At 72.9% G+C, this 22,706-nt stretch carries 18 protein-coding genes and 1 tRNA gene; 1 reads left to right on the top strand and 18 read right to left on the bottom strand.

What is annotated here, in order from left to right; translation table 11 throughout:
• Window positions 1-17: 17 nt before the first annotated feature.
• The 15 genes from ACFVHB_RS05150 to ACFVHB_RS05080 form a co-directional block, all read right to left on the bottom strand.
• Window positions 18-1,352 (bottom strand): MraY family glycosyltransferase, encoded by a 1,335-nt coding sequence (locus ACFVHB_RS05150; RefSeq protein WP_380315300.1) that lies wholly within the window; start codon window positions 1,350-1,352, stop codon window positions 18-20.
• Between the two features lie 160 nt (window positions 1,353-1,512).
• Complete coding sequence (glyA, locus tag ACFVHB_RS05145; protein ID WP_380315297.1) at window positions 1,513-2,793, bottom strand: serine hydroxymethyltransferase; 1,281 nt, start codon at window positions 2,791-2,793, stop codon at window positions 1,513-1,515.
• Window positions 2,794-3,015: 222 nt separating this feature from the next.
• The gene (locus tag ACFVHB_RS05140) at window positions 3,016-3,660 is read right to left on the bottom strand and encodes a protein-tyrosine-phosphatase (protein WP_380315573.1); all 645 of its coding nucleotides are present in this window, start codon (window positions 3,658-3,660) and stop codon (window positions 3,016-3,018) included.
• Between the two features lie 29 nt (window positions 3,661-3,689).
• Window positions 3,690-4,337 (bottom strand): L-threonylcarbamoyladenylate synthase, encoded by a 648-nt coding sequence (locus ACFVHB_RS05135; protein ID WP_148642918.1) that lies wholly within the window; start codon window positions 4,335-4,337, stop codon window positions 3,690-3,692.
• Between the two features lie 76 nt (window positions 4,338-4,413).
• On the bottom strand, window positions 4,414-5,280 hold the full coding sequence (prmC, locus tag ACFVHB_RS05130) for a peptide chain release factor N(5)-glutamine methyltransferase (RefSeq protein WP_380315294.1): 867 nt from the start codon (window positions 5,278-5,280) through the stop codon (window positions 4,414-4,416).
• Window positions 5,281-5,354: 74 nt separating this feature from the next.
• Entirely contained in the window at window positions 5,355-6,431 is a 1,077-nt protein-coding gene (gene prfA, locus ACFVHB_RS05125) for a peptide chain release factor 1 (protein WP_380315291.1), read from the bottom strand.
• Between the two features lie 135 nt (window positions 6,432-6,566).
• Window positions 6,567-6,788 (bottom strand): 50S ribosomal protein L31, encoded by a 222-nt coding sequence (gene rpmE, locus ACFVHB_RS05120; protein ID WP_148642921.1) that lies wholly within the window; start codon window positions 6,786-6,788, stop codon window positions 6,567-6,569.
• 138 nt (window positions 6,789-6,926) lie between these two features.
• Window positions 6,927-8,099 (bottom strand): LCP family protein, encoded by a 1,173-nt coding sequence (locus tag ACFVHB_RS05115; protein ID WP_380315288.1) that lies wholly within the window; start codon window positions 8,097-8,099, stop codon window positions 6,927-6,929.
• Window positions 8,100-8,238: 139 nt separating this feature from the next.
• Window positions 8,239-10,329, bottom strand: coding sequence for a transcription termination factor Rho (gene rho, locus ACFVHB_RS05110; protein ID WP_380315286.1), 2,091 nt, complete (start codon window positions 10,327-10,329; stop codon window positions 8,239-8,241).
• Between the two features lie 721 nt (window positions 10,330-11,050).
• The gene (gene thrB / locus ACFVHB_RS05105; protein ID WP_380315283.1) at window positions 11,051-11,986 is read right to left on the bottom strand and encodes a homoserine kinase; all 936 of its coding nucleotides are present in this window, start codon (window positions 11,984-11,986) and stop codon (window positions 11,051-11,053) included.
• A gap of 348 nt (window positions 11,987-12,334) precedes the next feature.
• On the bottom strand, window positions 12,335-13,432 hold the full coding sequence (thrC, locus tag ACFVHB_RS05100; protein WP_380315280.1) for a threonine synthase: 1,098 nt from the start codon (window positions 13,430-13,432) through the stop codon (window positions 12,335-12,337).
• Between the two features lie 9 nt (window positions 13,433-13,441).
• Window positions 13,442-14,734, bottom strand: a complete 1,293-nt coding sequence (locus ACFVHB_RS05095) for a homoserine dehydrogenase (protein ID WP_380315277.1) — start codon at window positions 14,732-14,734, stop codon at window positions 13,442-13,444.
• A gap of 138 nt (window positions 14,735-14,872) precedes the next feature.
• Window positions 14,873-16,267, bottom strand: coding sequence for a diaminopimelate decarboxylase (lysA, locus tag ACFVHB_RS05090; protein WP_380315274.1), 1,395 nt, complete (start codon window positions 16,265-16,267; stop codon window positions 14,873-14,875).
• Between the two features lie 89 nt (window positions 16,268-16,356).
• A complete protein-coding gene (argS, locus tag ACFVHB_RS05085; RefSeq protein WP_380315271.1) occupies window positions 16,357-18,018 on the bottom strand; it encodes an arginine--tRNA ligase in 1,662 nt (553 codons plus the stop codon).
• A gap of 84 nt (window positions 18,019-18,102) precedes the next feature.
• A complete protein-coding gene (locus ACFVHB_RS05080) occupies window positions 18,103-18,522 on the bottom strand; it encodes a response regulator (protein ID WP_380315570.1) in 420 nt (139 codons plus the stop codon).
• A 166-nt stretch (window positions 18,523-18,688) separates the two neighbouring features.
• On the opposite strand from ACFVHB_RS05080, the gene ACFVHB_RS05075 reads away from it, so the two are divergent.
• Window positions 18,689-18,760, top strand: a tRNA-Arg gene (locus ACFVHB_RS05075).
• A 132-nt stretch (window positions 18,761-18,892) separates the two neighbouring features.
• Here the strand turns inward: ACFVHB_RS05075 and ACFVHB_RS05070 are convergent.
• The 3 genes from ACFVHB_RS05070 to ACFVHB_RS05060 all read right to left on the bottom strand — a co-directional run bounded on the left by ACFVHB_RS05070 (window position 18,893) and on the right by ACFVHB_RS05060 (window position 22,605).
• Window positions 18,893-19,873, bottom strand: coding sequence for a trypsin-like serine peptidase (locus ACFVHB_RS05070; protein ID WP_380315268.1), 981 nt, complete (start codon window positions 19,871-19,873; stop codon window positions 18,893-18,895).
• Between the two features lie 105 nt (window positions 19,874-19,978).
• Window positions 19,979-20,923, bottom strand: coding sequence for a carbohydrate kinase family protein (locus tag ACFVHB_RS05065; protein ID WP_380315266.1), 945 nt, complete (start codon window positions 20,921-20,923; stop codon window positions 19,979-19,981).
• A 113-nt stretch (window positions 20,924-21,036) separates the two neighbouring features.
• Entirely contained in the window at window positions 21,037-22,605 is a 1,569-nt protein-coding gene (locus ACFVHB_RS05060) for an MFS transporter (protein ID WP_380315263.1), read from the bottom strand.
• Window positions 22,606-22,706: the final 101 nt, after the last annotated feature.

Here is a 22,706-nt window from a genome sequence, read left to right as displayed (position 1 = left end):
ACGTCGCGTCAGCTCACCTACCGGTTGCGGCCACCGAAGTGACCGCGGCCGCCGGCCGTCGAGTTCTTCGGAAGTTCACCCAGCAGTTCCTTGTCCTTCGCGGACAGCTCGGCCATCGGCGCGGAGGTGGGCGCGGTCACCGCGGGGTCGGCCCCGGCGGCCGGCGCGGCACCGCGGGCCGGACCGCGGCGCCGGTAGCGCGGCGGGACGAAGGCCTGCACGGCGCGCGGCGCGCGCGGGCGGAACCGCGGGGTGAGCAGGACGACCAGGCCGACCAGGCAGAGCCCGGTCAGGGTCAGGATCACCGTGCGGCCGGTGTTGGTGACCGAGAAGGCGACGGTGCCGAAGGCGATCAGCGCGGCCCAGAAGTACATGATCAGCACGGCCCGGCTGTGCGAGTGGCCGACCTGGAGCAGCCGGTGGTGCAGGTGGCGCTTGTCGGCGGCGAACGGCGACTGGCCGGCCCAGGTGCGGCGGACCACGGCGAGCAGCAGGTCGGCCAGCGGCAGCGCGATGACGGTCAGCGGCAGCAGCAGCGGGATGTAGATCGGGACGAGGGCGTGCACGGTGGCGGTCTGCGAACCGGTGGTGCTGGTGATCAGGTCCGGGTCGACGCGGCCGGTGATGGAGATCGCGGCGACGGCCAGCATCAGGCCGAGCATCATCGAGCCGGAGTCGCCCATGAAGATCCGGGCCGGGTGCAGGTTGTGGGCCAGGAAGCCCAGGCACATGCCGATCAGCAGCACGCTGAACAGCACGGCGGGGGCGGCGTCCGTGATCGTGTAGCCGTACCAGAGCCGGTACGAGTACAGGAAGAAGGCCATCGCGGCGATGCAGACCATGCCGCCGGCCAGACCGTCCAGGCCGTCGATGAAGTTCACCGCGTTGACCATGACGACGACCATGACGACCGAGATGACCATGCCCTGGGTCGGGCTCACCGCGACCGCGCCGACACCGGGCACCGGCAGGGTGATCACGGTGACCCCCTGCCAGACCATCACGCCGGCCGCGATCATCTGGCCGCCCAGCTTGACCAGCGCGTCCACGCCCCACTTGTCGTCGAGCACGCCGAGCAGCCACATGATCCCGGCGCCGGAGAGCAGCGCGCGGATGTCGGTGCCCTGGGAGAAGACCTTGGACAGGTTGTCCAGCTGCGAGGCGACCAGGATGCCCGCGCAGAGGCCGCCGAACATGGCGATGCCCCCGAGCCGGGGCGTGGGCTCGCGGTGCACGTCACGGGCGCGCAGCGGCGGCATCGCGCCGGCCGCGATGGCGAACTTCCGGACCGGGCCGGTCAGCAGGTAGGTGACGGCCGCGGTGCAGAACAGCACCAGCAGATACTCACGCACCACTGGCCTCCTGCAGCACTGTCCGACGGGTGGGTACCGAAGGTACTCCCGTGCCTGTCCGGGGTTCGAGGTGCGTCGCCACGCCACACACCTTATTGAGTCGGACGCCCGGAACGCGCATCGCGGTTCGCCCTACCGGGTAGGTGGTCCGGATACCCGCCTACCGGCGGTCGGCGAAGGCCCCCGCGATCTCCCGGACCCGGGCGCCGATCCGCACGTCCGTCCCCCCGGCGAGCAGGCGTCCGACCAGGCCGGCGATCTCGGCCAGTTCGGCCTCGCCCATGCCCTGCGAGGTGACCGTCCCGGTGCCGAGCCGGATCCCGGAGGCCTCGGACGGCGGTGCCGGGTCGTACGGCAGGGCGCACTTGCCGAGCATCAGCCCGGCGGCGGCGCAACGGCGCTCGGCCTCGGCGCCGCTGACCCCGAGCGGGCCGACGTCCGCGGTCACCAGGTGGGTGTCGGTCCCCCCGGTCAGCGGGCGCATCCCGGCCTCCGCGAGCCCCGCGGCCAGGACGCGCGCCCCCGCGACGGTGCGGTGGGCGTACGCGCGGTACTCGGGGGTGGCCGCCTCGGCGAACGCGACGGCCTTGCCGGCCACCTCGTTCATCGCCCCGCCGCCCTGGCTGAACGGGAACACCGCCCGGTCGACCCGCTCGGCCAGCTCGGCGGTGCAGAGCAGCAGGCCGCCGCGCGGGCCGCGGAGCAGCTTGTGGGTGGCGGCCACGGTGACGTCCGCGTACGGCACCGGGGAGGGCGCCACGCCGGCCGCGACCAGGCCGGTGGTCTGCGCGGCGGCGGCGATCAGGTAGGCGTCCACCTCGTCGGCGATCTCCCGGAAGGCGGCCCAGTCCGGGTGCCGCGGGTGCGAGATGGACCCGGCGACGATGGCCTTGGGGCGGTACCGGTGGGCCAGCTCCCGGACCTCGTCGAGGTCGGTCAGGCCGTCCTCGCGGCGCACCCCGTAGCCGACGAAGTCGAACCAGCGGCCGGAGAAGTTGGCCCGCGAGCCGCAGCTGAGGTGACCGCCGTGTTCGAGCGACATCGCGAGCACCACGTCGCCCGGCCGCAGCAGCGCCGCGTACGTCGCCAGCATCGCCGAAGTGGCCGACCGGGGCTGGACGTTGGCGTGCGGGGCGGAGAACAGGGCGCGGGCCCGGTCGATCGCCAGCAGCTCGGCGGCGTCCGCCAGCGCGCAGCCGGTGTGGTGGCGCCGGCCGGGGTAGCCCTCGGCGTACTTGTCGATCAGCGGGCCGCCGAGCGCGGCCAGCACGGCCGGGCTGGTGAGGTTCTCCCCCGCCAGCAGCTGGATGCTCTCGGCCCGCCGCTCGGCCTCGGCGGCGAGCAGGTCGGCCAGCTGCGGGTCCGCCCGGCGCAGCACCTCGGACGCCCACCGGCGCCCCGTCGTCTCGGAGGATCCGGTCGCGGCATCGGTGACGGTCATGGCGGAGCTCCCGGGCAGCGTGGGGCGGCGTTCCTCCAGCGTATGACCGCCCGCCCCGGGCGGCTCGCCGACGCGGTGAGCGGTGCACCCGCCCGGGCGCAGGCCGGCGTCCAGCGGCGAGAGGGCGCGCCGGTGCCGAAAGGGAGGAGCGAGGAGGCACCGAGGTACGAGGGGCATCGGAGCGACGACCGTCGGCACCGGGACCAGCGCCCGGTGCCGCTGTCAGGGGCGCAGCGCGGGGACGCCGGTGAGGGCGGTGACGACCGGGTCCACCGCGTGGAATATCTCCTCGCCGCAGTTGCGGAACATGCCGATCGGGGCGCCGTACGGGTCGTGCACCTCGTCGGACTCCGGGCTGGCGGCGAGCAGCCAGCCGCGCAGCGCCGCCGCGGCCCGGACCAGGGCGCGGGCACGCTCGGTGACGTCGGCCCCGCGGCGCGGGTCGGGCAGGGTGCCGGGGTCTATCGTCCGCACCAGGCGGGTGAACTCCTTGAGGGTGAAGGTGCGCAGCCCGGCCTCGTGCCCCATCGAGATCACCTGGGCGCGGTGGTCCAGGGTCGCGGTGAGCACCAGGTCGGCCTCGACCACGTGCTCGTCCAGCAGCTCGCGGCCGGTGAAGCCGCCGCTGTCGGCGCCGTACTCGTCCAGCACCGTGGCGGCGTGCTCCTCCATCGGCGCGCCCTCGTGGCCCCAGGTGCCGGCGCTCTCCACCAGGATCCGCCCGGCCACCCGGGGGCTGAGCCGGGTGTCCAGCTCACGCCGGGTGAGCCGCTCGGCGATCGGCGAGCGGCAGATGTTGCCGGTGCAGACGAACAGGATCCGGAAGTGGTCCAGCGGCCTGGGGCCCACGCTCAGGTACGGCGATATGCCGGGCCCGGCATGGAGGGAGGCGGCCGTCAACTGCCGGCCTCCAGGTCGGGGACGACCTCCCTCAGCTGCTCGGCGCTGATCGCGCCGGCCCGCAGCAGGACCGGGACCTTGCCCGTGACGTCGACGATGGAGGACGCGGTGGCGTGGTCGGCCGTGCCGCCGTCCAGGTAGACCGAGATGGCGTCGCCGAGCTGCTGCTCGGCCTCGTCGCAGGTGGACGGCGACGGGCCGCCGGTCTTGTTGGCGCTGGAGACGGCGAGCGGGCCGGTGGTGTTCAGCAGCTCGATCGCGACCGGGTGCAGCGGCATCCGGACGGCGACGGTGCCCCGGGTCTCGCCGAGGTCCCAGCGCAGCGAGGGCTGGTGCCGGGCGACCAGGGTGAGCCCGCCGGGCCAGAAGGCGTCGACCAGCTCCCAGGCCTGCTCGGAGAAGTCGGTGACCAGGCCGTGCAGGGTGGTCGGCGAGCCGACCAGGACCGGCGAGGGCATGTTGCGGCCGCGCCCCTTGGCGGCCAGCAGGGCGGCGACGGCCTCCGGCGAGAAGGCGTCCGCACCGACCCCGTACAGGGTGTCGGTGGGCAGCACGACGAGTTCGCCGCGGCGGATGGCCGAGGCGGCCTCGCGCAGGCCGGTGGCGCGGTCCCCGGCGTCGGCACAGTCGTAGCGGCGGCTCATCGGTGCGGTCCCCTTCCGGAATGGCTCATGACATCCACAGCACGGCCGTGCGAGCGGTCGTACGGCACTCGACGGTTCACAACGACGCCCTTCGGGCGGTCGTGAAGCGCGGCCGGTTGTTCAGGTCGCGGTGGTCGGCGGTGTCCGTCCAGCCGCCTTCCTCGTTGAAGATCCACGGCACCTGGCCGCCCTGGGTGTCCGCGTGCTCGATCACCACGGCGCCGCCCGGGCGCAGCAGCCGGGCGGCCACCCGCTCGATGCCGCGGATGGTGTCCAGCCCGTCCTCGCCGGAGAACAGCGACATCTGCGGGTCGTGGTCACGGGCCTCCGGCGCGACGTACTCCCACTCGGTGAGCGGGATGTACGGCGGGTTGGAGATCACCAGGTCGAACCGGCCGTCCCAGGAGCGGTCGTCCTCGAAGGCCTTGGTGGCGTCGCCCGCGTGCAGGGTCACCCGGGCCCGGTCCGAGCTGGCCTCGATGTTGCGCCGGGTGTACCGCAGCGCGCCCTCGTCCAGCTCGAAGGCGTGCACGGTGGAGCGCGGCAGCTCCTGGGCGAGGGCCAGCGCGATGGCGCCGGAGCCGGAGCAGAGGTCGACCACCAGCGGCTCGGCGACGTCCATGTCGCGGACGGCGTCTATGGCCCACTCGACGACCGACTCGGTCTCCGGGCGGGGCACGAAGACCCCGGGGCCGACCTCCAGCTCCAGGTAGCGGAAGAACGCCCGGCCGGTGATGTGCTGGAGCGGCTCGCGCGCCTCGCGGCGGGAGACGGCCTCCCAGTAGCGGGCGTCGAAGTCGGCGTCCTTCACGGTGTGCAGCTGGCTGCGCTTGACGTTGTGGACGTGTGCGGCGAGCTCCTCCGCGTCGAAGCGCGGCGACGGCACGCCGGCCGCGGCCAACCGCTGGGTGGCCTGGGCCACCTCGGCGAGCAGCAGGTTCACGTACGACCTCTTGTTTCTGCGCTGCGGCTTCTCTAGTGCGTCTGCGGGGTGCGTCTGCGGGCCGGGCGCGGGTCTCAGCCCTGCTGGGCCGCGGCGAGCTTGGCCGCCGCGTCCGCGTCCACGCAGGACTGGATCACCGCGTTCAGGTCGCCGTCCAGGACCTGGTCCAGGTTGTACGACTTGAAGCCCGTGCGGTGGTCCGAGATGCGGTTCTCGGGGTAGTTGTACGTGCGGATCCGCTCGGAGCGGTCGACCGTGCGGACCTGGCTGCGGCGCGCGTCCGAGGCCTCCCGCTCGGCCTCCTCCTGCGCGGCGGCCAGCAGCCGCGAACGCAGGATGCGCATCGCCTGCTCCTTGTTCTGCAGCTGGCTCTTCTCGTTCTGGCAGGAGGCCACGATACCGGTCGGAAGGTGGGTGATCCGGACCGCCGAGTCGGTGGTGTTGACCGACTGGCCGCCGGGGCCGGAGGACCGGTAGACGTCGATCCGCAGGTCGTTGGCGTGGATCTCGACCTCGACCTCCTCGGCCTCGGGGGTGACCAGCACGCCGGCCGCGGAGGTGTGGATGCGGCCCTGCGACTCGGTGGCGGGGACGCGCTGCACGCGGTGCACGCCGCCCTCGTACTTCAGCCGGGCCCAGACGCCCTGGCCGGGCTCGGCGTTGCCCTTGGTCTTCACGGCCACCGAGACGTCCTTGTAGCCGCCGAGGTCGGACTCGTTGGAGTCGATGATCTCGGTCTTCCAGCCGATCCGCTCGGCGAAGCGCAGGTACATCCGGAGCAGGTCACCGGCGAACAGCGCGGACTCCTCGCCGCCCTCGCCCGCCTTGATCTCCAGGATGACGTCCTTGTCGTCGCTCGGGTCGCGCGGGACGAGGAGCAGGCGCAGCTCCTCGGTCAGCTCCTCGCGGCGGGCCTCGGAGTCCTTCACCTCGGTGAGGAACTCCGGATCCTCGGCGGCGAGTTCGCGCGCGGCATCGATGTCGTCGCCGGCCTGCCGCCACTCCCGGTAGACCCGGGTGATCGGGGTCAGCTCGGCGTACCGCTTGGCCAGCTTGCGGGCGTTGGCCTGGTCGGCGTGGACGGACGGGTCGGCCAGCCTCGTCTCGAGGTCGGCGTGCTCGACGAGGAGCTCTTCGACTGCCTCGAACATGGGGTGGCCTTCTTCCCGTGGGTAGCGGTGGTGGGGGTGGCGGGGCGCCGGGGCGCCGGGAGACGCGAACGGCGCCGGCCCCCAAGCGCCCCCGGAACGAGTACGGGGGCACCGGGAACCGGCGCCGAGGGAGCGCTAGGCCTTCGCGCTGTGCTGCTTGCCGAAGCGGGCCTCGAAGCGGGCCACGCGGCCACCGGTGTCGAGGATCTTCTGCTTGCCGGTGTAGAACGGGTGGCACTGCGAGCAGACCTCGGCGCGGATCTCGCCACTGGTCTCGGTCGAGCGGGTGGTGAACTCGTTGCCGCAGGTGCAGGTCACGCGGGTGACCACGTACTCGGGGTGAACGTTGGGCTTCAAGGGGTTCTCCTAGGTTTCGGGAGGGCACCGGGTCGGCGACTGGAGTGCCGCACGTGAACCGGGACCGACGGACCAGTCTGCCAGGACCGGCCGCTTCTTCCCAAACCGGGTGGTGCCCCGGGATATTCCGGGCCGCGCTCAGCGGCCCGCGCCGGTCCCGGCCGGGGGCCTCGCGGCGGTGGCGGGGGCGGTGACGGGGACGCTCGCGGCGGCGGAGGCGGCGGGGGCGCTCGCCACGGCCTGGGCGGCGGCGCTGGGGCCGGCCTGGGCCGGATTCTCCGGCTGCGCCTCCAGCACGGCCTTCGGCAGCGGCCGGTCGGCCTTGAGGGCCGCCCAGAGCTGGTCGGCCTGCGGCTGCTGCGGGACCACCCGGTTGGGGTCGCTGGGGGCCGTCACGACCGGCAGGGTGACCATCGAGAGCTGGTCCGGGCCGATCCCCTTGAGCTCCTGGGCCAGCCCGACCAGCGAGTTCACCGAGGCCAGCGCCGAGTCGGTGGTGATGGAGCGGGTCAGGGTGTCGCCGACCGACCAGAGCTTGACCGGGTTGCCGAACAGCCCGATCCCGCCGGTCTGCCGGAGCAGCGACTTCACCATCTGCTTCTGCAGTTCGATCCGGCCGAGGTCGCTGCCGTCGCCGACCCCGTGCCGGGTGCGGACGAAGGCCAGTGCCTGCTTCCCGTCGAGGTGGTGCTCGCCGGCCGCGAGGTCCAGCCCGCTGTCCTGGTCGTGGATCGGCACCGTGGTGGTCACGGTGGCGCCTCCCAGGGCGTCCACGACCCGGGCGAAGCCCTCGAAGTCGATCTCGACGTAGTGGTCCATCCGCAGCCCGGTGAGCTGCTCGGTGGTCTTGACCGCGCACGCGGCGCCACCGGTCTCGTACGCGCTGTTGTACATCGCGCGCTTGGCCGCCAGGGTCGGCCGGCCGGTCGCGTCGGTGCACTCGGGCCGGGCGACCAGGGTGTCGCGGGGTATGGAGACCACGTCGGCCCGGGAGTGGTCCTGGTTGACGTGCACCACCATCGCGGTGTCCGAGCGGGCGGTCTCACCGGTGTCGCCGCCGGCCAGCTGGCCGTTCAGGCCGTTCCGCGAATCCGAGCCCAGGACCAGGACGTTGAACGAGCCGTCGGTGGCGGACGGCGGCCGGGCGGTGCCCAGCCGGGCGTCGATGTCGACGCTCTTGATGTTCCCGTTGAGCTTGAAGTACGCGTAGCCGGCCGCCCCGGCCCCGAGGACGACGAGCGCGGCGGACGCGCCCGCGGCCACCCGCAGGACCCTGCGGCGGCGACTCGGAACCCTCGTGTGCTCGACCATAGGCTCCAGAGTAAATCGGACAACATGATCCAAAGACCTTGATATGTCCCAACCCTGGAACAAGCGCCCGCAACACGCGCGGAACCCCGGTCCGCTCGCGCGAACCGGGGTTCCGTGCCGGTGAGTTGCCCGGGTACGGTCAGTCGCCGGACCCGGGGGTCGTCTTGGCGATCTGCATCAGGAACTCGGCGTTGGACTTGGTCTGCTTCATCTTGTCCAGCAGCAGCTCGATCGCCTGCTGCGAGTCGAGCGCGTGCAGCACCCGGCGGAGCTTCCAGACGATGGCCAACTCCTCGTTGCCCAGCAGGATCTCCTCCTTGCGGGTGCTCGAGGCGTCGACGTCGACGGCCGGGAAGATGCGCTTGTCCGAGAGCTTCCGGTCGAGCTTGAGCTCCATGTTGCCGGTGCCCTTGAACTCCTCGAAGATCACCTCGTCCATGCGCGAGCCGGTCTCGACCAGCGCGGTGGCCAGGATGGTCAGCGAGCCGCCGTTCTCGATGTTGCGCGCGGCACCGAAGAACTTCTTCGGCGGGTACAGCGCGGTCGAGTCGACACCACCGGACAGGATGCGGCCGGAGGCCGGCGCCGCCAGGTTGTAGGCGCGGCCGAGGCGGGTGATCGAGTCCAGCAGGATCACCACGTCGTGGCCCAGCTCCACCAGGCGCTTGGCGCGCTCGATGGCCAGTTCCGCGACGGTGGTGTGGTCCTCCGCCGGGCGGTCGAAGGTCGAGGAGATGACCTCGCCCTTCACCGACCGCTGCATGTCGGTGACCTCCTCCGGACGCTCGTCGACCAGGACGACCATCAGGTGGCACTCGGGGTTGTTGTGGGTGATCGCGTTGGCGACCGCCTGCAGCACCATCGTCTTGCCGGTCTTCGGCGGCGCGACGATCAGACCGCGCTGGCCCTTGCCGATCGGCGACACCAAGTCGATGATCCGGGTGGTCAGCACGCCCGGGTCGGTCTCCAGGCGCAGCCGCTCCTGCGGGTACAGCGGGGTCAGCTTGTTGAACTCCGGGCGGCCGCGGCCGCTCTCCGGGTCCATGCCGTTGACCGAGTCCAGCCGCACCATGGCGTTGAACTTCTCGCGGCGCTCGCCGTCGCGCGGCTGGCGCACCGCACCGGTGATCGCGTCGCCCTTGCGCAGGCCGTTCTTGCGGACCTGGGCGAGCGAGACGTAGACGTCGTTCTGGCCCGGCAGGTAGCCGGAGGTGCGCACGAACGCGTAGTTGTCGAGGATGTCGAGGATGCCCGCGACCGGGATCAGCACGTCGTCCTCGCCGACCTGCGGCTCGGCCACGCCGGCCTCGAAGCCCTCGCGGCGGCCACGGCCACGGCGGTCGCGGTAGCGGCCGCGGCGGCCACGGCGGCCGTCACCGAACTCGTCGTCCTCGTAACCGCCCTGCTGCGCCTGCGGCTGGGCCTGCTGGCCGCCCTGGCGGCCCTGCTGCTGGCCGTCGGCCTGGCCGCCCTGCTGCTGGCCGCCCTGGCGGTCGGCACGGTCCCGGCGGTTGCGGCGGTCGCGACGCGACTCGCGGCCCTCGCCCTCCTGGGCGGCCTGGGCCTCGCCGGCCTCCTGGCGGCCCTCGCGCTCGCCGCCCTCGCGGCGGTCGCGACGGTCCCGGCGGTCGCGGCGGGTCTCGGTACGACCCTCCTCGCGGCTCTCGAAGCCACGGGTCTCGGCCGGGCGGGCCTCGGCCTGCTTGGCCTCGGTGACGACCGCGGCGGGCGTCTCGGCGGCGGCCTCGGCCACCGGGGCGCCGGCGGCCGAGGTGGCGCGGCGGCGGGTGCGCTCGGTGCGGGCGGGCGCGGCGGTCTCGGCGGCGGCCTGGACCGGGATCTCGATCTGGGCCTGCGCCTCGGCGGCGGCCGGGGCCTCGGCCTGCGCGGCCTTGGTGCGGCGGGCGGGCTTCTCGGCGGGCTCCGCGGCGTCCGCCTTGGCGGCGGTGCGCTTGGCGGGGGCCGGGGCGGTCGCGGTGGCGCCGCCGGCGGCGAGCAGCGGGTCCCCGCCGCTCTTCTCCTTGATGGCCTCGATCAGCTGGCTCTTGCGCAGGCGTCCCGTGCCGCTGATCCCGAGCGTCGAGGCGAGCTTCTGCAGCTCGGCCAGGACGAGGCCGTCCAGGCCCGCGGCGGCGGTACGACGGCGCCGGGCCGGGGCGGCGGGGGCGGCGGCTGCGTCCGACGCTTCGGCGTCCGGGCGCGCGCCCATCAGATCGGTGGTGTCGCTCACTAAGGGTCCTTCCCTGGAGCGGACGTCGGCCTGTCTGGCTCGGCGACCGGTTGTGCTGTCCTGACCAACGCTCGACTGCGTCGGTCCGAGGCGGTGATCCCCCGGATGGCGGAAGCCAGTCGGGAGAGAGCTGCGAGGTGCGGTGCGTGAAGCACGGGTGGTGCTGAGTGGCGCGATGGGATGGTCGCGTGACCCTCCCCCGGCCTTCGGCCGGGTGGTACCCCCACCCCGGCCTCGGCCGGGTGGTACCCCCACCCCGGCCTCGGCAGAGGGGCGTATCCCCACGCTGCCCGCGAAACCCGGTCCCCGTCGCGTGACGGTGGACCGCGCTCCGCCCGTCCTGGCCTCGAGGTGGGAGGCCGCGGGTGGGAGTCAGGTGCCGTCACGGCTTCGGGATGCGGCCGCATGTCGCGCAGGCAGGCTGCGTACGCGCTGCGGTGGGCTCCCGGAGAATCGTCGCCCCGTACATCGCCTGGACTCCGCTGGTGCGGAGTGCTGGGATCGGGACGCGGCGCACCGAGCCCCGGAGGGCACCTGGTGCAGCAATGAGGTTAACACTACCGACCCCCTGAGACATTCCCCAGCCTTGCGCTTGCCAATCGTGTCCGGACGGCCCGGCTCCGGACGGGCCGGTCCGGGCCCGCGGACGCACGGCCGGACCCGGCGCCGGCCGCCGTACCCCCGGCGGGCCGGCCCGGACGTGCGGGCCCGGAGGTGCCGCTCAGACGTCGAGCGGGAGGACCGAGGCCCCGGTCCGGTCGAGTTCCAGCCGGTGCGCGGCGAACACCGGGCCGCCCGCGCCGTGGTCGCCGGCGAAGGCCAGCACCTTGTCGGCGCCCGCCTCGTCGGTGAGCGCCAGTACGGTCGGGCCGGCCCCGGAGATCACCGCGGGGACGCCCTCCGCGCGCAGCGCCCCCACCAGCGCCGCGCTGTCCGGCATCGCGGAGGCCCGGTAGTCCTGGTGCAGCCGGTCCTCGGTGGCGGCGAGCAGCAGCTCGGGCCGCCGGGTCAGGGCCTCCACCATCAGCGCGGCGCGGCCCGCGTTGACGGCGGCGTCGGCCAGCGGGACGGTCTTGGGCAGCAGGCCGCGGGCGGTCTCGGTGAGCACCTCGGTGGCCGGTACGAAGACCACCGGCACGACCTGCGCGGACGGCTCCAGGGTGACGGCCCTGGCCGACTCCTCGTCGGTCCAGGCCACGGTGAAGTTGCCGCGCAGACAGGCCGCGACGTTGTCCGGGTGGCCTTCCAACTCGGAGGCGAGGGCCAGCAGCGCGTCGTCGTCCAGGGCGGACGGGCCGCCGATCGTCACGGCCCGGGCCGCCACGATGCCGGCGCAGATCGCGGCGGACGAGGAGCCCAGGCCCCGACCGTGCGGTATGCGGTTGGCACAGACCACTTCGAGCCCGCGCGGCTGGCCGCCGAGGCGGTCGAAGGCGGCGCGCATCGAGCGGACCACCAGGTGGCGCTCGTCGCGGGCCAGGGTGTCGGCACCCTCACCGGCGATGTCGACGGACAGCCCGGAGTCGGCGACCCGGACGACCACGTCGTCGTACAGACCCAGCGCGAGTCCGAAGGCGTCGAAGCCGGGGCCGAGGTTGGCACTGGTCGCGGGAACCCGGACCCGGACGGCGGCGGCACGGAACGCAGGACCGGCCATGCGGTGGACTCTCCTGGGGAAATCGGGCGGCGCGGAGCGCGTCGGTGCGAGGGTGGGGGGAGGGCCGCGGGCCCCGGCCGGGGCGGGCGGTCAAGGCCGTCGGCGCGGCCCGCGGAGGGGCCGGACCCGGGGCATGTGCCACACGGCCGAACCCAGAGTATCGAAGAGAGGTTCCACAGTGGTACACCCCGTGGGCCATCGATCTGGTGTGTTGCCGTTTCTGGCCGGAATTCGCGCCGGAATGCCACCGGAATGCGCGATGGAATTGACACAAAAGTGTCAGCGGAGAACGGCGCCGGGCCGACCCCCGAAAGAGTCGGCCCGGCACCGGTCACGGTGCGGCGGGGATCAGTCCAGCAGGCCGAGGCGCTGCGCGGCGGCCTCCGCGTCGATCGGGACGATCTGCGGCTGCGGCGCGCCGGCCACCGCCCAGTCCGGGTCCTTGAGGCCGTTGCCGGTCACGGTGCAGACGATCCGCTGGCCCGGGTCGACCAGGCCGGCCTCCGCCTTGGCCAGCAGACCGGCCACCGAGGCCGCCGACGCGGGCTCCACGAAGACGCCCTCCTGCGCGGCCAACAGCCGGTAGGCGGAGAGGATCTGACGATCGGTCACCTTGTCGATGAGGCCGCCCGACTCGTCCCGCGCGGCGAGCGCGAAGTCCCAGGAGGCCGGGTTGCCGATCCGGATCGCGGTGGCGATGGTCTGCGGCTTGAGCACCGGCGCGCCGTCCACGATCGGGGCCGAGCCGGCGGCCTGGAAGCCCCACATCCGCGGGGTGCGGGCGGCCAGTCCGTCGGTGGCGTATTCCCGGTAACCCTTCCAGTACGCGGTGATGTTGCCCGCGTTGCCGACCGGGAGGACGTGGATGTCCGGCGCGTCGCCGAGCATGTCCACGATCTCGAAGGCGGCGGTCTTCTGGCCCTCGATCCGGACCGGGTTGACCGAGTTGACCAGCGCCACCGGGTACTTCTCGGACAGTTCACGCGCGAGGGTGAGGCAGTCGTCGAAGTTCCCGTCCACCTGCAGGATCTTGGCGCCGTGGACCAGCGCCTGGCCCATCTTGCCGAGGGCGATCTTGCCCTGCGGCACCAGCACCGCCGACACCATCCCGGCGCGCACCGCGTACGCGGCGGCGGAGGCCGAGGTGTTGCCGGTGGAGGCGCAGATGACGGCCTGGGCGCCGTCCTCCTTGGCCTTGGAGATGGCCATCGTCATGCCGCGGTCCTTGAAGGACCCGGTCGGGTTGGCGCCCTCGACCTTGAGGTAGACCTCGCAGCCGGTGCGCTCGGAGAGCACCTGGGCGGGGACGAGCGGCGTGCCGCCCTCGAGCAGGGTGACCACGGGAGTGCTGTCGCTGACCGGCAGGCGGTCGCGGTACTCCTCGATCAGGCCGCGCCACTGGTGGGTGTGCGCGCCTCGGACGACGTTCTCGGCAACGGCGTTCATGGCTGTTCCTTACTCCCCTTCGACCCGCATGATGCTGGCCACGTCCCGCACGCTGTCCAGCGCGCGGAGCTTGTCGACCGTCGCCGACAGCGCGGCGTCGGTGGCACGGTGGGTGACCACGACGAGCGAGGCGTCGCCGTCGCGGCCCTGCTGGCGCACGGTGTCGATGGAGACGCCGTGCTCGGCGAAGACGGACGCCACCTGGGCGAGCACGCCCGCGCGGTCGTCCACGTCCAGGCTGACGTGGTACCTGGTGACCACCTCGTCCATCGGCTTGGCCGGCAGCTGCGTGTACACGGAGTCACCGGGACCGGTGGCACCGGCGAGCTTGTTCCGGCAGACCGCGACCAGGTCGCCGAGGACCGCCGAGGCGGTCGGCGCGCCGCCGGCGCCCGGGCCGTAGAACATCAGCCGCCCGGCCGCCTCGGCCTCGACGAACACCGCGTTGTACGCCTCGCGGACGGAGGCCAGCGGGTGCGAGAGCGGGATCATCGCCGGGTGGACGCGCGCGGTGACGGAGGCGCCGTCGGCGGCCCGCTCGCAGATCGCCAGCAGCTTGACCACGCAGCCCATCTGCTTGGCGGAGGCGATGTCGGCGGCGGTCACCTCGGTCAGGCCCTCGCGGTAGACGTCCGCCGCGGTGACCTTGGTGTGGAAGGCGATCCCGGCCAGGATCGCCGCCTTGGCGGCGGCGTCGAAGCCCTCCACGTCGGCGGTCGGGTCCGCCTCGGCGTACCCGAGCGCGGTGGCCTCCTCCAGCGCCTCCGAGTAGCCGGCGCCGGTGGTGTCCATCTTGTCGAGGATGAAGTTGGTGGTGCCGTTGACGATCCCGAGCACCCGGTTGACCTTGTCGCCGGCCAGCGACTCGCGCAGCGGGCGGATCAGCGGGATCGCGCCGGCCACCGCGGCCTCGTAGTACAGGTCCACCCCGGCCTCGGCGGCCGCGGCGTGCAGCTCGGCGCCGTCCTGGGCGAGCAGCGCCTTGTTGGCGCTGACCACCGAGGCGCCCCGCTTGAACGCCGACAGGATGTGCTGTTTGGCGGGCTCGATGCCGCCCACCACCTCGATCACCACGTCGATGTCGCCCCGGTTGACCAGGGCCTCGGCATCGGTGGTGATCAGGTGCTCGGGCACGCCCGGGCGGGCCCGGCCGGCCCGGCGGACCGCGATGCCGGCGAGCTCGACCGGCGCGCCGATGCGCGCGGCGAGGTCGGCGGCGTCTGTCGTCATGATGCGCGCCACCTCGGAGCCCACCACACCACAGCCCAGCAACGCCACCTTCAGCGGCCGCGTACGCATCATCCGACTCCGCTCTGCATTCATCGTGCTTCGGTATTTCCGGCGGGATTCTCGGAGCCCACCGGAACTTCGGTCTGTACCAGTCTCCGGGACTTTCCGCACAGATCTACGGTCGTTCCATGATCTGAGACGAGGATTTCGTCATCCGATATCCAGACGCAGGAGATCCTCCTCCGTCTCGCGCCGGACGATCACCCGCGCCGAACCGTCCCGGACGGCCAGCACGGGGGGCTTGAGGGCGTGGTTGTAGTTGCTCGCCATCGATCGGCAGTACGCCCCGGTGGCGGGCACCGCGATCAGGTCGCCGGCGGCCAGGTCGGCTGGCAGGAAGGCGTCCCGGACGACGATGTCGCCGGACTCGCAGTGCTTGCCCACCACGCGGGACAGCATCGGCTCCGCGTCGCTGGTCCGCGACACCAGGGCCACCGAGTACTCGGCGTCGTAGAGCGCGGTACGGATGTTGTCGGACATGCCGCCGTCCACGCTGACGTAGGTGCGCAGGCCCTCCAGCGGCTTGACCGTGCCCACCTCGTACAGCGTGAAGGCGGTCGGGCCGACGATCGCCCGGCCGGGCTCGACGGACAGCCGCGGGGCGGCCAGACCGGCGGCGGCGCACTCGCGGTGCACGATCCCGGCCAGCGCGACGGCGATCTCGGCCGGCTCGCGCGGGTCGTCCTCGCTGGTGTAGGCGATGCCGAGGCCGCCGCCGAGGTCGATCTCGGGCAGTTCGACGCCGTGCTCGTCGCGGATCTGCGCCAGCAGGCCGACCACCCGGCGGGCGGCCACCTCGAAGCCCGCCGTGTCGAAGATCTGCGAGCCGATGTGCGAGTGGATGCCGCGCAGCTCCAGGCCGTCGGGGTGGGCCAGCACCCGGCGGACCGCCTCGGCCGCCGCGCCACCGGTGAGCGAGAGGCCGAACTTCTGGTCCTCGTGCGCGGTGGCGATGAACTCGTGGGTGTGCGCCTCGACGCCGACGGTGATCCGGATCAGCACCCGCTGCCGGACGCCCTGGCGGGCGGCGATCGCGGCCAGCCGCTCGATCTCCTCGTAGGAGTCGACCACGATGTGCCCGACGCCGGCCTTCACGGCCTGCTCCAGCTCGTGCACCGACTTGTTGTTGCCGTGCAGCGCGATGCGCTCGGCGGGCATCCCGGCGGCCAGCGCGACGTGCAGTTCGCCGCCGCTGCACACGTCGAGGTTCAGGCCCTCCTCGTGCAGCCAGCGCACGACCGCCTTGGACAGGAACGCCTTGCCGGCGTAGTACACGTCCGCGTCGTCGCCGAAGGCGTCCCGCCAGGCGCGGGCCCGGGAGCGGAAGTCGGCCTCGTCCATGACGTAGGCCGGGGTGCCGAACTCGGCGGCGATCCGCTTGACGTCGACACCGCCGACGGTGACCGCGCCGTCGGCGCCGCGGGCGACGGTCTCCGACCAGACCTTGGGGTCGAGCGCGTTCAGGTCGGCCGGCGGGGCCTGGTAGTGGCCCTCGGGCAGGACGTCGCCGTGACGGGGGCCTGCGGGGTGTGCGGAGCGACTCATCTCTGGACTACTTCCTAGACCTATGGCGAGGGGCGGCGACGGTCACCGTTGACCGTCAGCCGCCCCCGCCGTGCGCTTGGGGGGTGGTACTACATCCGCTCGGGCGCCGTCACGCCCAGGAGCGTCAGGCCGTTGGCCATCACCGTTCGCGTGGCCTCGACCAGCCACAGGCGCGCGCGGTGCGTGTCGGTGAGCTCCTCGTCGCCCTTGGGCAGGAACATGCAGTTCTCGTACAGGCGGTGGTACTTGCCCGCGAGGTCCTCCAGGTACCGCGCGACCCGGTGCGGCTCGCGCAGCTCGCCGGCGGTGGCCAGGACGCGCGGGAACTCGCCGAGGGCGCCGAGGATGTCGTTCTCCCACTGGGTGGCGAGCAGCTCGGGTTTGAAGTCCTCGGCCGCGCCCTTGTCGACGCCGAGCTCGGCGGCCTTGCGCGCCACGCCGCACATCCGGGTGTGCGCGTACTGCACGTAGTAGACCGGGTTCTCGTTGCTCTGGCTGGTGAGCAGGTTGATGTCGAGCGTGATGGTGGAGTCGGTGGAGGAGCGCGCCAGGGTGTAGCGGGCGGCGTCCACGCCGATCCAGTCGACCACGTCGTCGATCGTGATGATGTTGCCGGCCCGCTTGGACATGCGGACCTCTTCGCCGTCGCGAAGCATCTTCACGAACTGGCCGATCTTGACCTCGATGTTGCGGTCCATGTCGTCACCGGCGCAGGCGGCGATGGCCTTGAGGCGGTTGACGTAGCCGTGGTGGTCCGCGCCCAGCATGTAGACCGAGACCTCGGCGCCGCGGTCCCGCTTGGACAGGTAGTACGCGGCGTCGGCGGCGAAGTAGGTGGTGTCGCCGTCGGCCTTGATCAGGACGCGGTCCTTGTCGTCGCCGAAGTCGGTGGTGCGCAGCCAGATGGCGCCGTCCCGGTCGAAGACGTGGCCCTGCTCGCGCAGCCGCTCCATGGCCTTCTCGACGGCGCCGGAGTCGTGCAGCGACTTCTCCGAGAACCAGACGTCGAAGTGGGTGCCGAACTCCTCCATCGAGCGCTGGATCTCGGCCACCATGAGCTTGAGGCCCTCGGTGCGGAAGACCTGCAGCTGCTCGTCGTCGGACAGGTCGAGCACGCCCGGGACGCCCTCGGTGATCGCCTTGGCGATGTCGGCGATGTACTCGCCGACGTAGCCGTCCTCCGGCACCGGCTGCCCGTTGGCGGCGGCCTTGAGCGACGCGGCGAACTTGGAGATCTGCACGCCGGCGTCGTTCAGGTAGTACTCGGTGGTGACGTCGGCGCCGGAGGCCCGCAGCACGCGCGCCAGCGAGTCGCCGACGGCGGCCCAGCGGACGCCGCCGATGTGGATCGGGCCGGTCGGGTTGGCGGAGACGAACTCCAGGTTGATCTTGAGGCCCTTGAGCGCCTCGTTGCGGCCGTAGGCCTCGCCCGCCTCGACGACGGTGCGGGCCAGCGCGCCCGCGGTGGCGGTGTCCAGGGTGATGTTCAGGAAGCCCGGACCGGCGATGTCGACCTTGGCGACGCCGGTGATCCCGCGCAGGCGGTCCGCCAGCACCTCGGCGACGGCTCGCGGCGGCTTGCCGGCCGGCTTCGCGAGCTGGAGGGCCACGTTCGTCGCGTAGTCGCCGTGGTCCCTGTTCTTGGGCCGCTCGACCGTCACGTGCTCGGGCACGGCGACGGCCAGCTCGCCCGCCTCGACGGCGGCGCTCACTGCGGCCTGGACTGCCTGGGAAAGCTCTGCGGGGGTCACGACGCCAAGCGTAGGCGAGACGGGGTGCCCGCCCGCCACTCGGTTTGCCCGTTGAGACGGCGGGAACGCCCTGGTCGGCGGTGCTCAGCCGCGTTCCGTGCGCTCTGTTCGCTCAGGGCGAAACCCGACGGGCTTCCCGCCCAGCGCCATCAGCCGCCGGACCAGCGCCACCAGATCCGCCGGATCGAAGGGCTTCCCCAGGTACCCGTCCACCCCGACCGCCTCCCCGAGGTCCAGGTCGGCCGGCGAACAGGCGCTCACGATCGCGATCGGCAGCCCGCTCGTCCCCGGCGCCGCGCGCAGCCGGGCCGCCGTCCGCAGCCCGTCCAGCCTCGGCATCACCACGTCCAGCGTCACCACGTCCGGCTTGACCCGCCGGACCACCTCCAGGCACTCGGCGCCGTCGGCCGCGGTCACCACCTCGAAGCCCTCCAGCTCGAGGTTGACCCTGATCAGCTGGCGGATCACCTCGCTGTCGTCCACCACGAGGACCCGCCCGGACACTCCCGACACCTCACCGAGGGTATCGGCGGGCCACCCGCCCCGTCCGGCCTTTGCGCACTTCCACCCGCCCGCCGGAGACCCGCGATCGGAAACCCGTGCACGGACCACGCCCCGAGCCTGGTAATGTTCTCCACGTCGGAGCGAACGCGAAGACGACACCAAGCAGGCCCCCGTAGCTCAGGGGATAGAGCACCGCCCTCCGGAGGCGGGTGCGCAGGTTCGAATCCTGCCGGGGGCACTTCGCGAGAAGTGCAACTGAGGCCCAGGTCAGTGGAGTTGATCCACGGATCTGGGCCTTCGTCATTCCCGGGCGCGGTTCGGGGCGGCTCCGCCCGGCCGCGGCGGGGTGGGCCCCGCCCGGCGCCGGGGGTCAGGAGGCCGCCGCGACCGCCTCCAGGTAGAGCGCCGCGATGGTGTGGTCGAAGTAGGCGCTGTACGAGGTGTCGTCGGTGTCACCGCCCTGCTGGTGGCCGCCGATGGTGCCGACGACGTGGCCGGTGGCGGTGCTGATCCAGGGGCCGCCGCTGGTGCCGCCGGGGTAGCCGGGGCAGTCGACCACCCGCTGGTAACTCCCCTGCCGGTCGGTGGTGTTGGTGCAGAGGTTGGGGGTCTCGGCGCCGGCGGGGTAGCCGTAGAGGCGGACGGTGGCGTCGAAGGGCTCGTCGGGGCCGAGGCGGTTGGCGCCGACGACGTCCTCGATCCGGCGGCCGTTCGAGGCGGCGGTCTCCAGGATGGCGAAGTCCTCGTCCTGGTCGCCCGTGCGGGACCAGCCGTCGGTGGTGTGCACGGCGGTGACCCGCCAGGTGCCGTACGGGGCCTCGCCGTTGCGGTAGCCGGGGGCGAAGACGACGCCGTCGGCGCTGCTCAGGCAGTGGGCGGCGGTGAGCAGCAGGTTGCCGGTCGGGCTGTGCAGCACGCTGGCGGTGCAGAAGTGGTTGCCCGCCTCCACCGCGCCCTCGAACAGGGCGCCCACGGTGGCCGATTCGCTACTGGCCGGGGCCGCGGTGGTGGTACCGGGGGCCGCCGTGGCGGTCGGCGACGGGGCCGCGGTGGCGGTCGGCGAGGGCGCCGCGGTGGCGGTGGCGACGGGCGGGGGCGTCACGGCGGGGGTGGCCGCCGGGTCCGCCGCGCGGGCGGCGGAGTCCGACGCCGCGGGCGGTGCCGGGGAAGGGGCCGGGGCCGGGGTCGCCGACGTGACGGCCGCCCCCGAAGGGCCGCCGACGGCCGTCGCCTCCGAGGTCAGGCCGTGCGTGCCGACGACGAAGGCGGCCACGGTGAAGGCCGACAGCACGGTGAGGAGGGTGGGGGCCAGGAGGCGGCGTCGGGGCGGTCGGCGACGGTGCTGGCCCATACCTGATCTGCTCCTGCCCGGGGTGTCGGTGCGAGTACGGACCCGACTATGGCGGAACCAGCTGGGAAGGGTGTGATCTCCGACTGGGAGGAGGATGAGAAAGCGTCATCCCGCCAGGCCGGCCGCGAGCCCGTCGGCGGTGATGAACGCGGTGTGCGTCCCGGCCGTGGTGCAGGCGAAGGCCCCGGCCACCGAGCCGGCGCGGGCGCAGTCCGGCAGCGGGCGGCCGCGGAACCAGGCGTACAGGAAGCCGGTCACGAAGGCGTCCCCGGCACCGTTGGTGTCGACCACCGGGCGGCCCGGGTCGACGGCGGGCAGGTGCAGCGGCGCGGTGTCCCGGGTGAGCAGGTGGCAGCCCTCCGCGCCGGCGGTGGCGATCACGGCGGTGGCCCGGCCCTCGGCGAGGATCGCCCGCATCACCTCCTCGTGGCGGCCCCGGCAGCCGGCCACCGAGAGGAAGACCAGGTCGGAGTTGAGCGCGTAGTCGCGGTGGTGCTCCTCGGCGCCGTCCCAGTCGTGCAGGTCGGTGGAGCTGGTGCGGCCGAGCCGGTGGAGGTCCGGGTACAGGTCGCGGCTGGTGCCGGTGATGGAGAGGTGGACGTGCCGGCTGCGCTCCACGTAGGGGAGGTAGAACGCGCGCGGCAGGCGCAGGTCGGCGGGGTGGCGTCCGTCGTAGAAGGAGAACCGGCGGCCGGCCGCGTCGACCAGGTTGACCGCGCGCGGGGTCCCGTGCGGGGAGACCAGGTGCGCGAACGGGAGGCCCTGCCGGGCGTATTCGGCGAGGATCAGCTCGCCCTGCGGGTCGTCGCCGAGGTGGTCGATGAAGGCGGTGCGCAGGCCGAGGTGGTGGGCGCCGAGGGCGACGCCGTTGCCGGTGTGGGCGACGTGGTCGCGGATCGGCGGCACGGACCGGGAGTCGCCGTCCGGGATCTCCAGCCGGTCGACCCGGACGATCGTGTCGACGCCGGCCCCGCCGACCACGAGCAGCTCGTACTCGTACTCGTACTCGGACCCGGACGCGGTGGTGGCGGCGGACTCGAACTCCGGCACGGCGGCGCCTCCTTGATCCCTGGTGGTCGCCAGGAGTCAAGCAGGCGCCGGACGTTGACTGCAAGACCTTGCGGAAAGTTTCAGAATGCCCGTGCTCTCAGGTCGTCCACCGCTTACGAGGCCCGCTGCCGCTGGCTCGGCGACACCGCCCCGGCCTTGGCGCTCACCCCGCCGCCGGCCGCCCCGGCCTCGGCCGGTGCGGCGCCGGTCCCGCCGGTGGCCTCCCCGGGGGCCGGCCGGTGGTTGATCATCAGGAACGCGATCAGCGCCGCCAGCAGCAGGATGCCCATCGCCACCCAGGTGGCGACCACGTACCCGTGCACCGCGCCCTCGGCCCGGACCGCGGGGTCGGAGGCGATCCGGGTGGCCAGGAAGCTCGCGGTGGCGCTGGCCGCGATGGTGTTCAGCAGCGCCGTGCCGAAGGATCCGCCCACCTGCTGGGCCGAGTTGATGGTGGCCGAGGCCGCGCCGGCCTCGTTCGGGGCGACGCCGAGGGTGGCCAGGCTCATCGAGGGCATGAACACCAGGCCCATGCCGAAGCCGAGCAGCAGTTCGGCGGGCAGGACCATGCCGGCCCAGGGGCTGTCCACCTTCATCTGGGTGAGCCAGGCCATGCCGGCCGCGGCGAGCAGCAGCCCCGGTCCGATCAGGTTGCGCGACGGCACCCTGGTCATCAGCCGGGCCGCGAAGCCGGTGGAGCTGATGACGATCGCGGCGGTCATCGGCAGGAACGAGACGCCGGACATCACCGGCGAGAAGTGCTTGATCACCTGGAGGTAGTAGGTCAGGAACAGGAACAGGCCGAACATGCCGACCATCGCGAGGCCGACCGAGAGCGCGCCGCCACCGCGGTTGCGCTCGCCGACGATGTGCAGCGGCAGCAGCGCGTGCTCCGTCCGCTTCTCGACCAGCACGAACACCGCCAGCAGGGCCACGCCGAAGGCCAGCGCGCCCAGCACCAGCCAGTCGCCCCAACCCCGGCTGACCGCCTCGGACATGCCGAACACGATGGCGAGCAGACCGCCGCAGCCGAGCAGCGCGCCGGGCAGGTCGAGTTTGACCCGGCGCCCCTTGGCGATGTGGTCACGGGTGAGGACGTAGTAGGCGGCGACGGCCGCGCAGATCGCGATCGGCGTGTTGACGAACAGGCACCAGCGCCAGTTCAGGTACTCGGTCAGCAGGCCGCCCAGGATCAGGCCGATCGCGGCGCCGCCGCCGGCGATCGCACCGAAGATGCCGAAGGCCGTGCTGCGCTCCCGTGGATCGCTGAAGGTGGTCGAGAGCAGCCCCAGTGCCGACGGGGCGAGCAGTGCGCCGAACGCGCCCTGCAGGGCGCGGGCCGCGAACAGCATCGCCGGACCGGACGCGCCGCCGCCGATCGCGGAGGCGAGGGCGAAGCCGAGCAGGCCGATGGTGAAGACGCGCTTGCGGCCGAAGAGGTCGCCGAGCCGCCCGCCGAGGAGCAGCAGTCCGCCGAAGGCCAGGGTGTAGGCGGTGATCACCCACTGCCGGTTGGCGTCGGAGATGCCGAGGTCCTTCTGGGCCGACGGCAGCGCGATGTTCACGATGGTGATGTCGAGGACGATCATCAGCTGGGCGATGGCGATGACCGCCAACGCCCACCATCGGCGGCTGTCGGCCGCCTCCTTGATCTGATGACCGGTGGCAGGTTGCGAAGACACTGGGGGAGCCTTCCGTCGGGTGCGGAGAGGTCACGCAGTCGCCTTCCAGCCAAACGCGCGGTGAGCGGATTGGCAAGGAAAAACCTCACCAAATATGGCGA

Source organism: Kitasatospora sp. NPDC127111, assembly GCF_042677465.1.
Classification (GTDB): Bacteria; Actinomycetota; Actinomycetes; order Streptomycetales; family Streptomycetaceae; genus Kitasatospora.
This window is presented reverse-complemented; position numbering and strand designations above follow the sequence as displayed.

Coding starts and splice junctions, on each gene's coding strand:
- glyA (WP_380315297.1), bottom strand. CDS start 2,793: ATGACCGTCACCGATGCCGCGACCGGATCCTCCGAGACGACGGGGCGC.
- ACFVHB_RS05135 (WP_148642918.1), bottom strand. CDS start 4,337: ATGAGCCGCCGCTACGACTGTGCCGACGCCGGGGACCGCGCCACCGGC.
- prfA (WP_380315291.1), bottom strand. CDS start 6,431: ATGTTCGAGGCAGTCGAAGAGCTCCTCGTCGAGCACGCCGACCTCGAG.
- ACFVHB_RS05115 (WP_380315288.1), bottom strand. CDS start 8,099: ATGGTCGAGCACACGAGGGTTCCGAGTCGCCGCCGCAGGGTCCTGCGG.
- thrB (WP_380315283.1), bottom strand. CDS start 11,986: ATGGCCGGTCCTGCGTTCCGTGCCGCCGCCGTCCGGGTCCGGGTTCCC.
- thrC (WP_380315280.1), bottom strand. CDS start 13,432: ATGAACGCCGTTGCCGAGAACGTCGTCCGAGGCGCGCACACCCACCAG.
- ACFVHB_RS05095 (WP_380315277.1), bottom strand. CDS start 14,734: ATGATGCGTACGCGGCCGCTGAAGGTGGCGTTGCTGGGCTGTGGTGTG.
- lysA (WP_380315274.1), bottom strand. CDS start 16,267: ATGAGTCGCTCCGCACACCCCGCAGGCCCCCGTCACGGCGACGTCCTG.
- ACFVHB_RS05070 (WP_380315268.1), bottom strand. CDS start 19,873: ATGGGCCAGCACCGTCGCCGACCGCCCCGACGCCGCCTCCTGGCCCCC.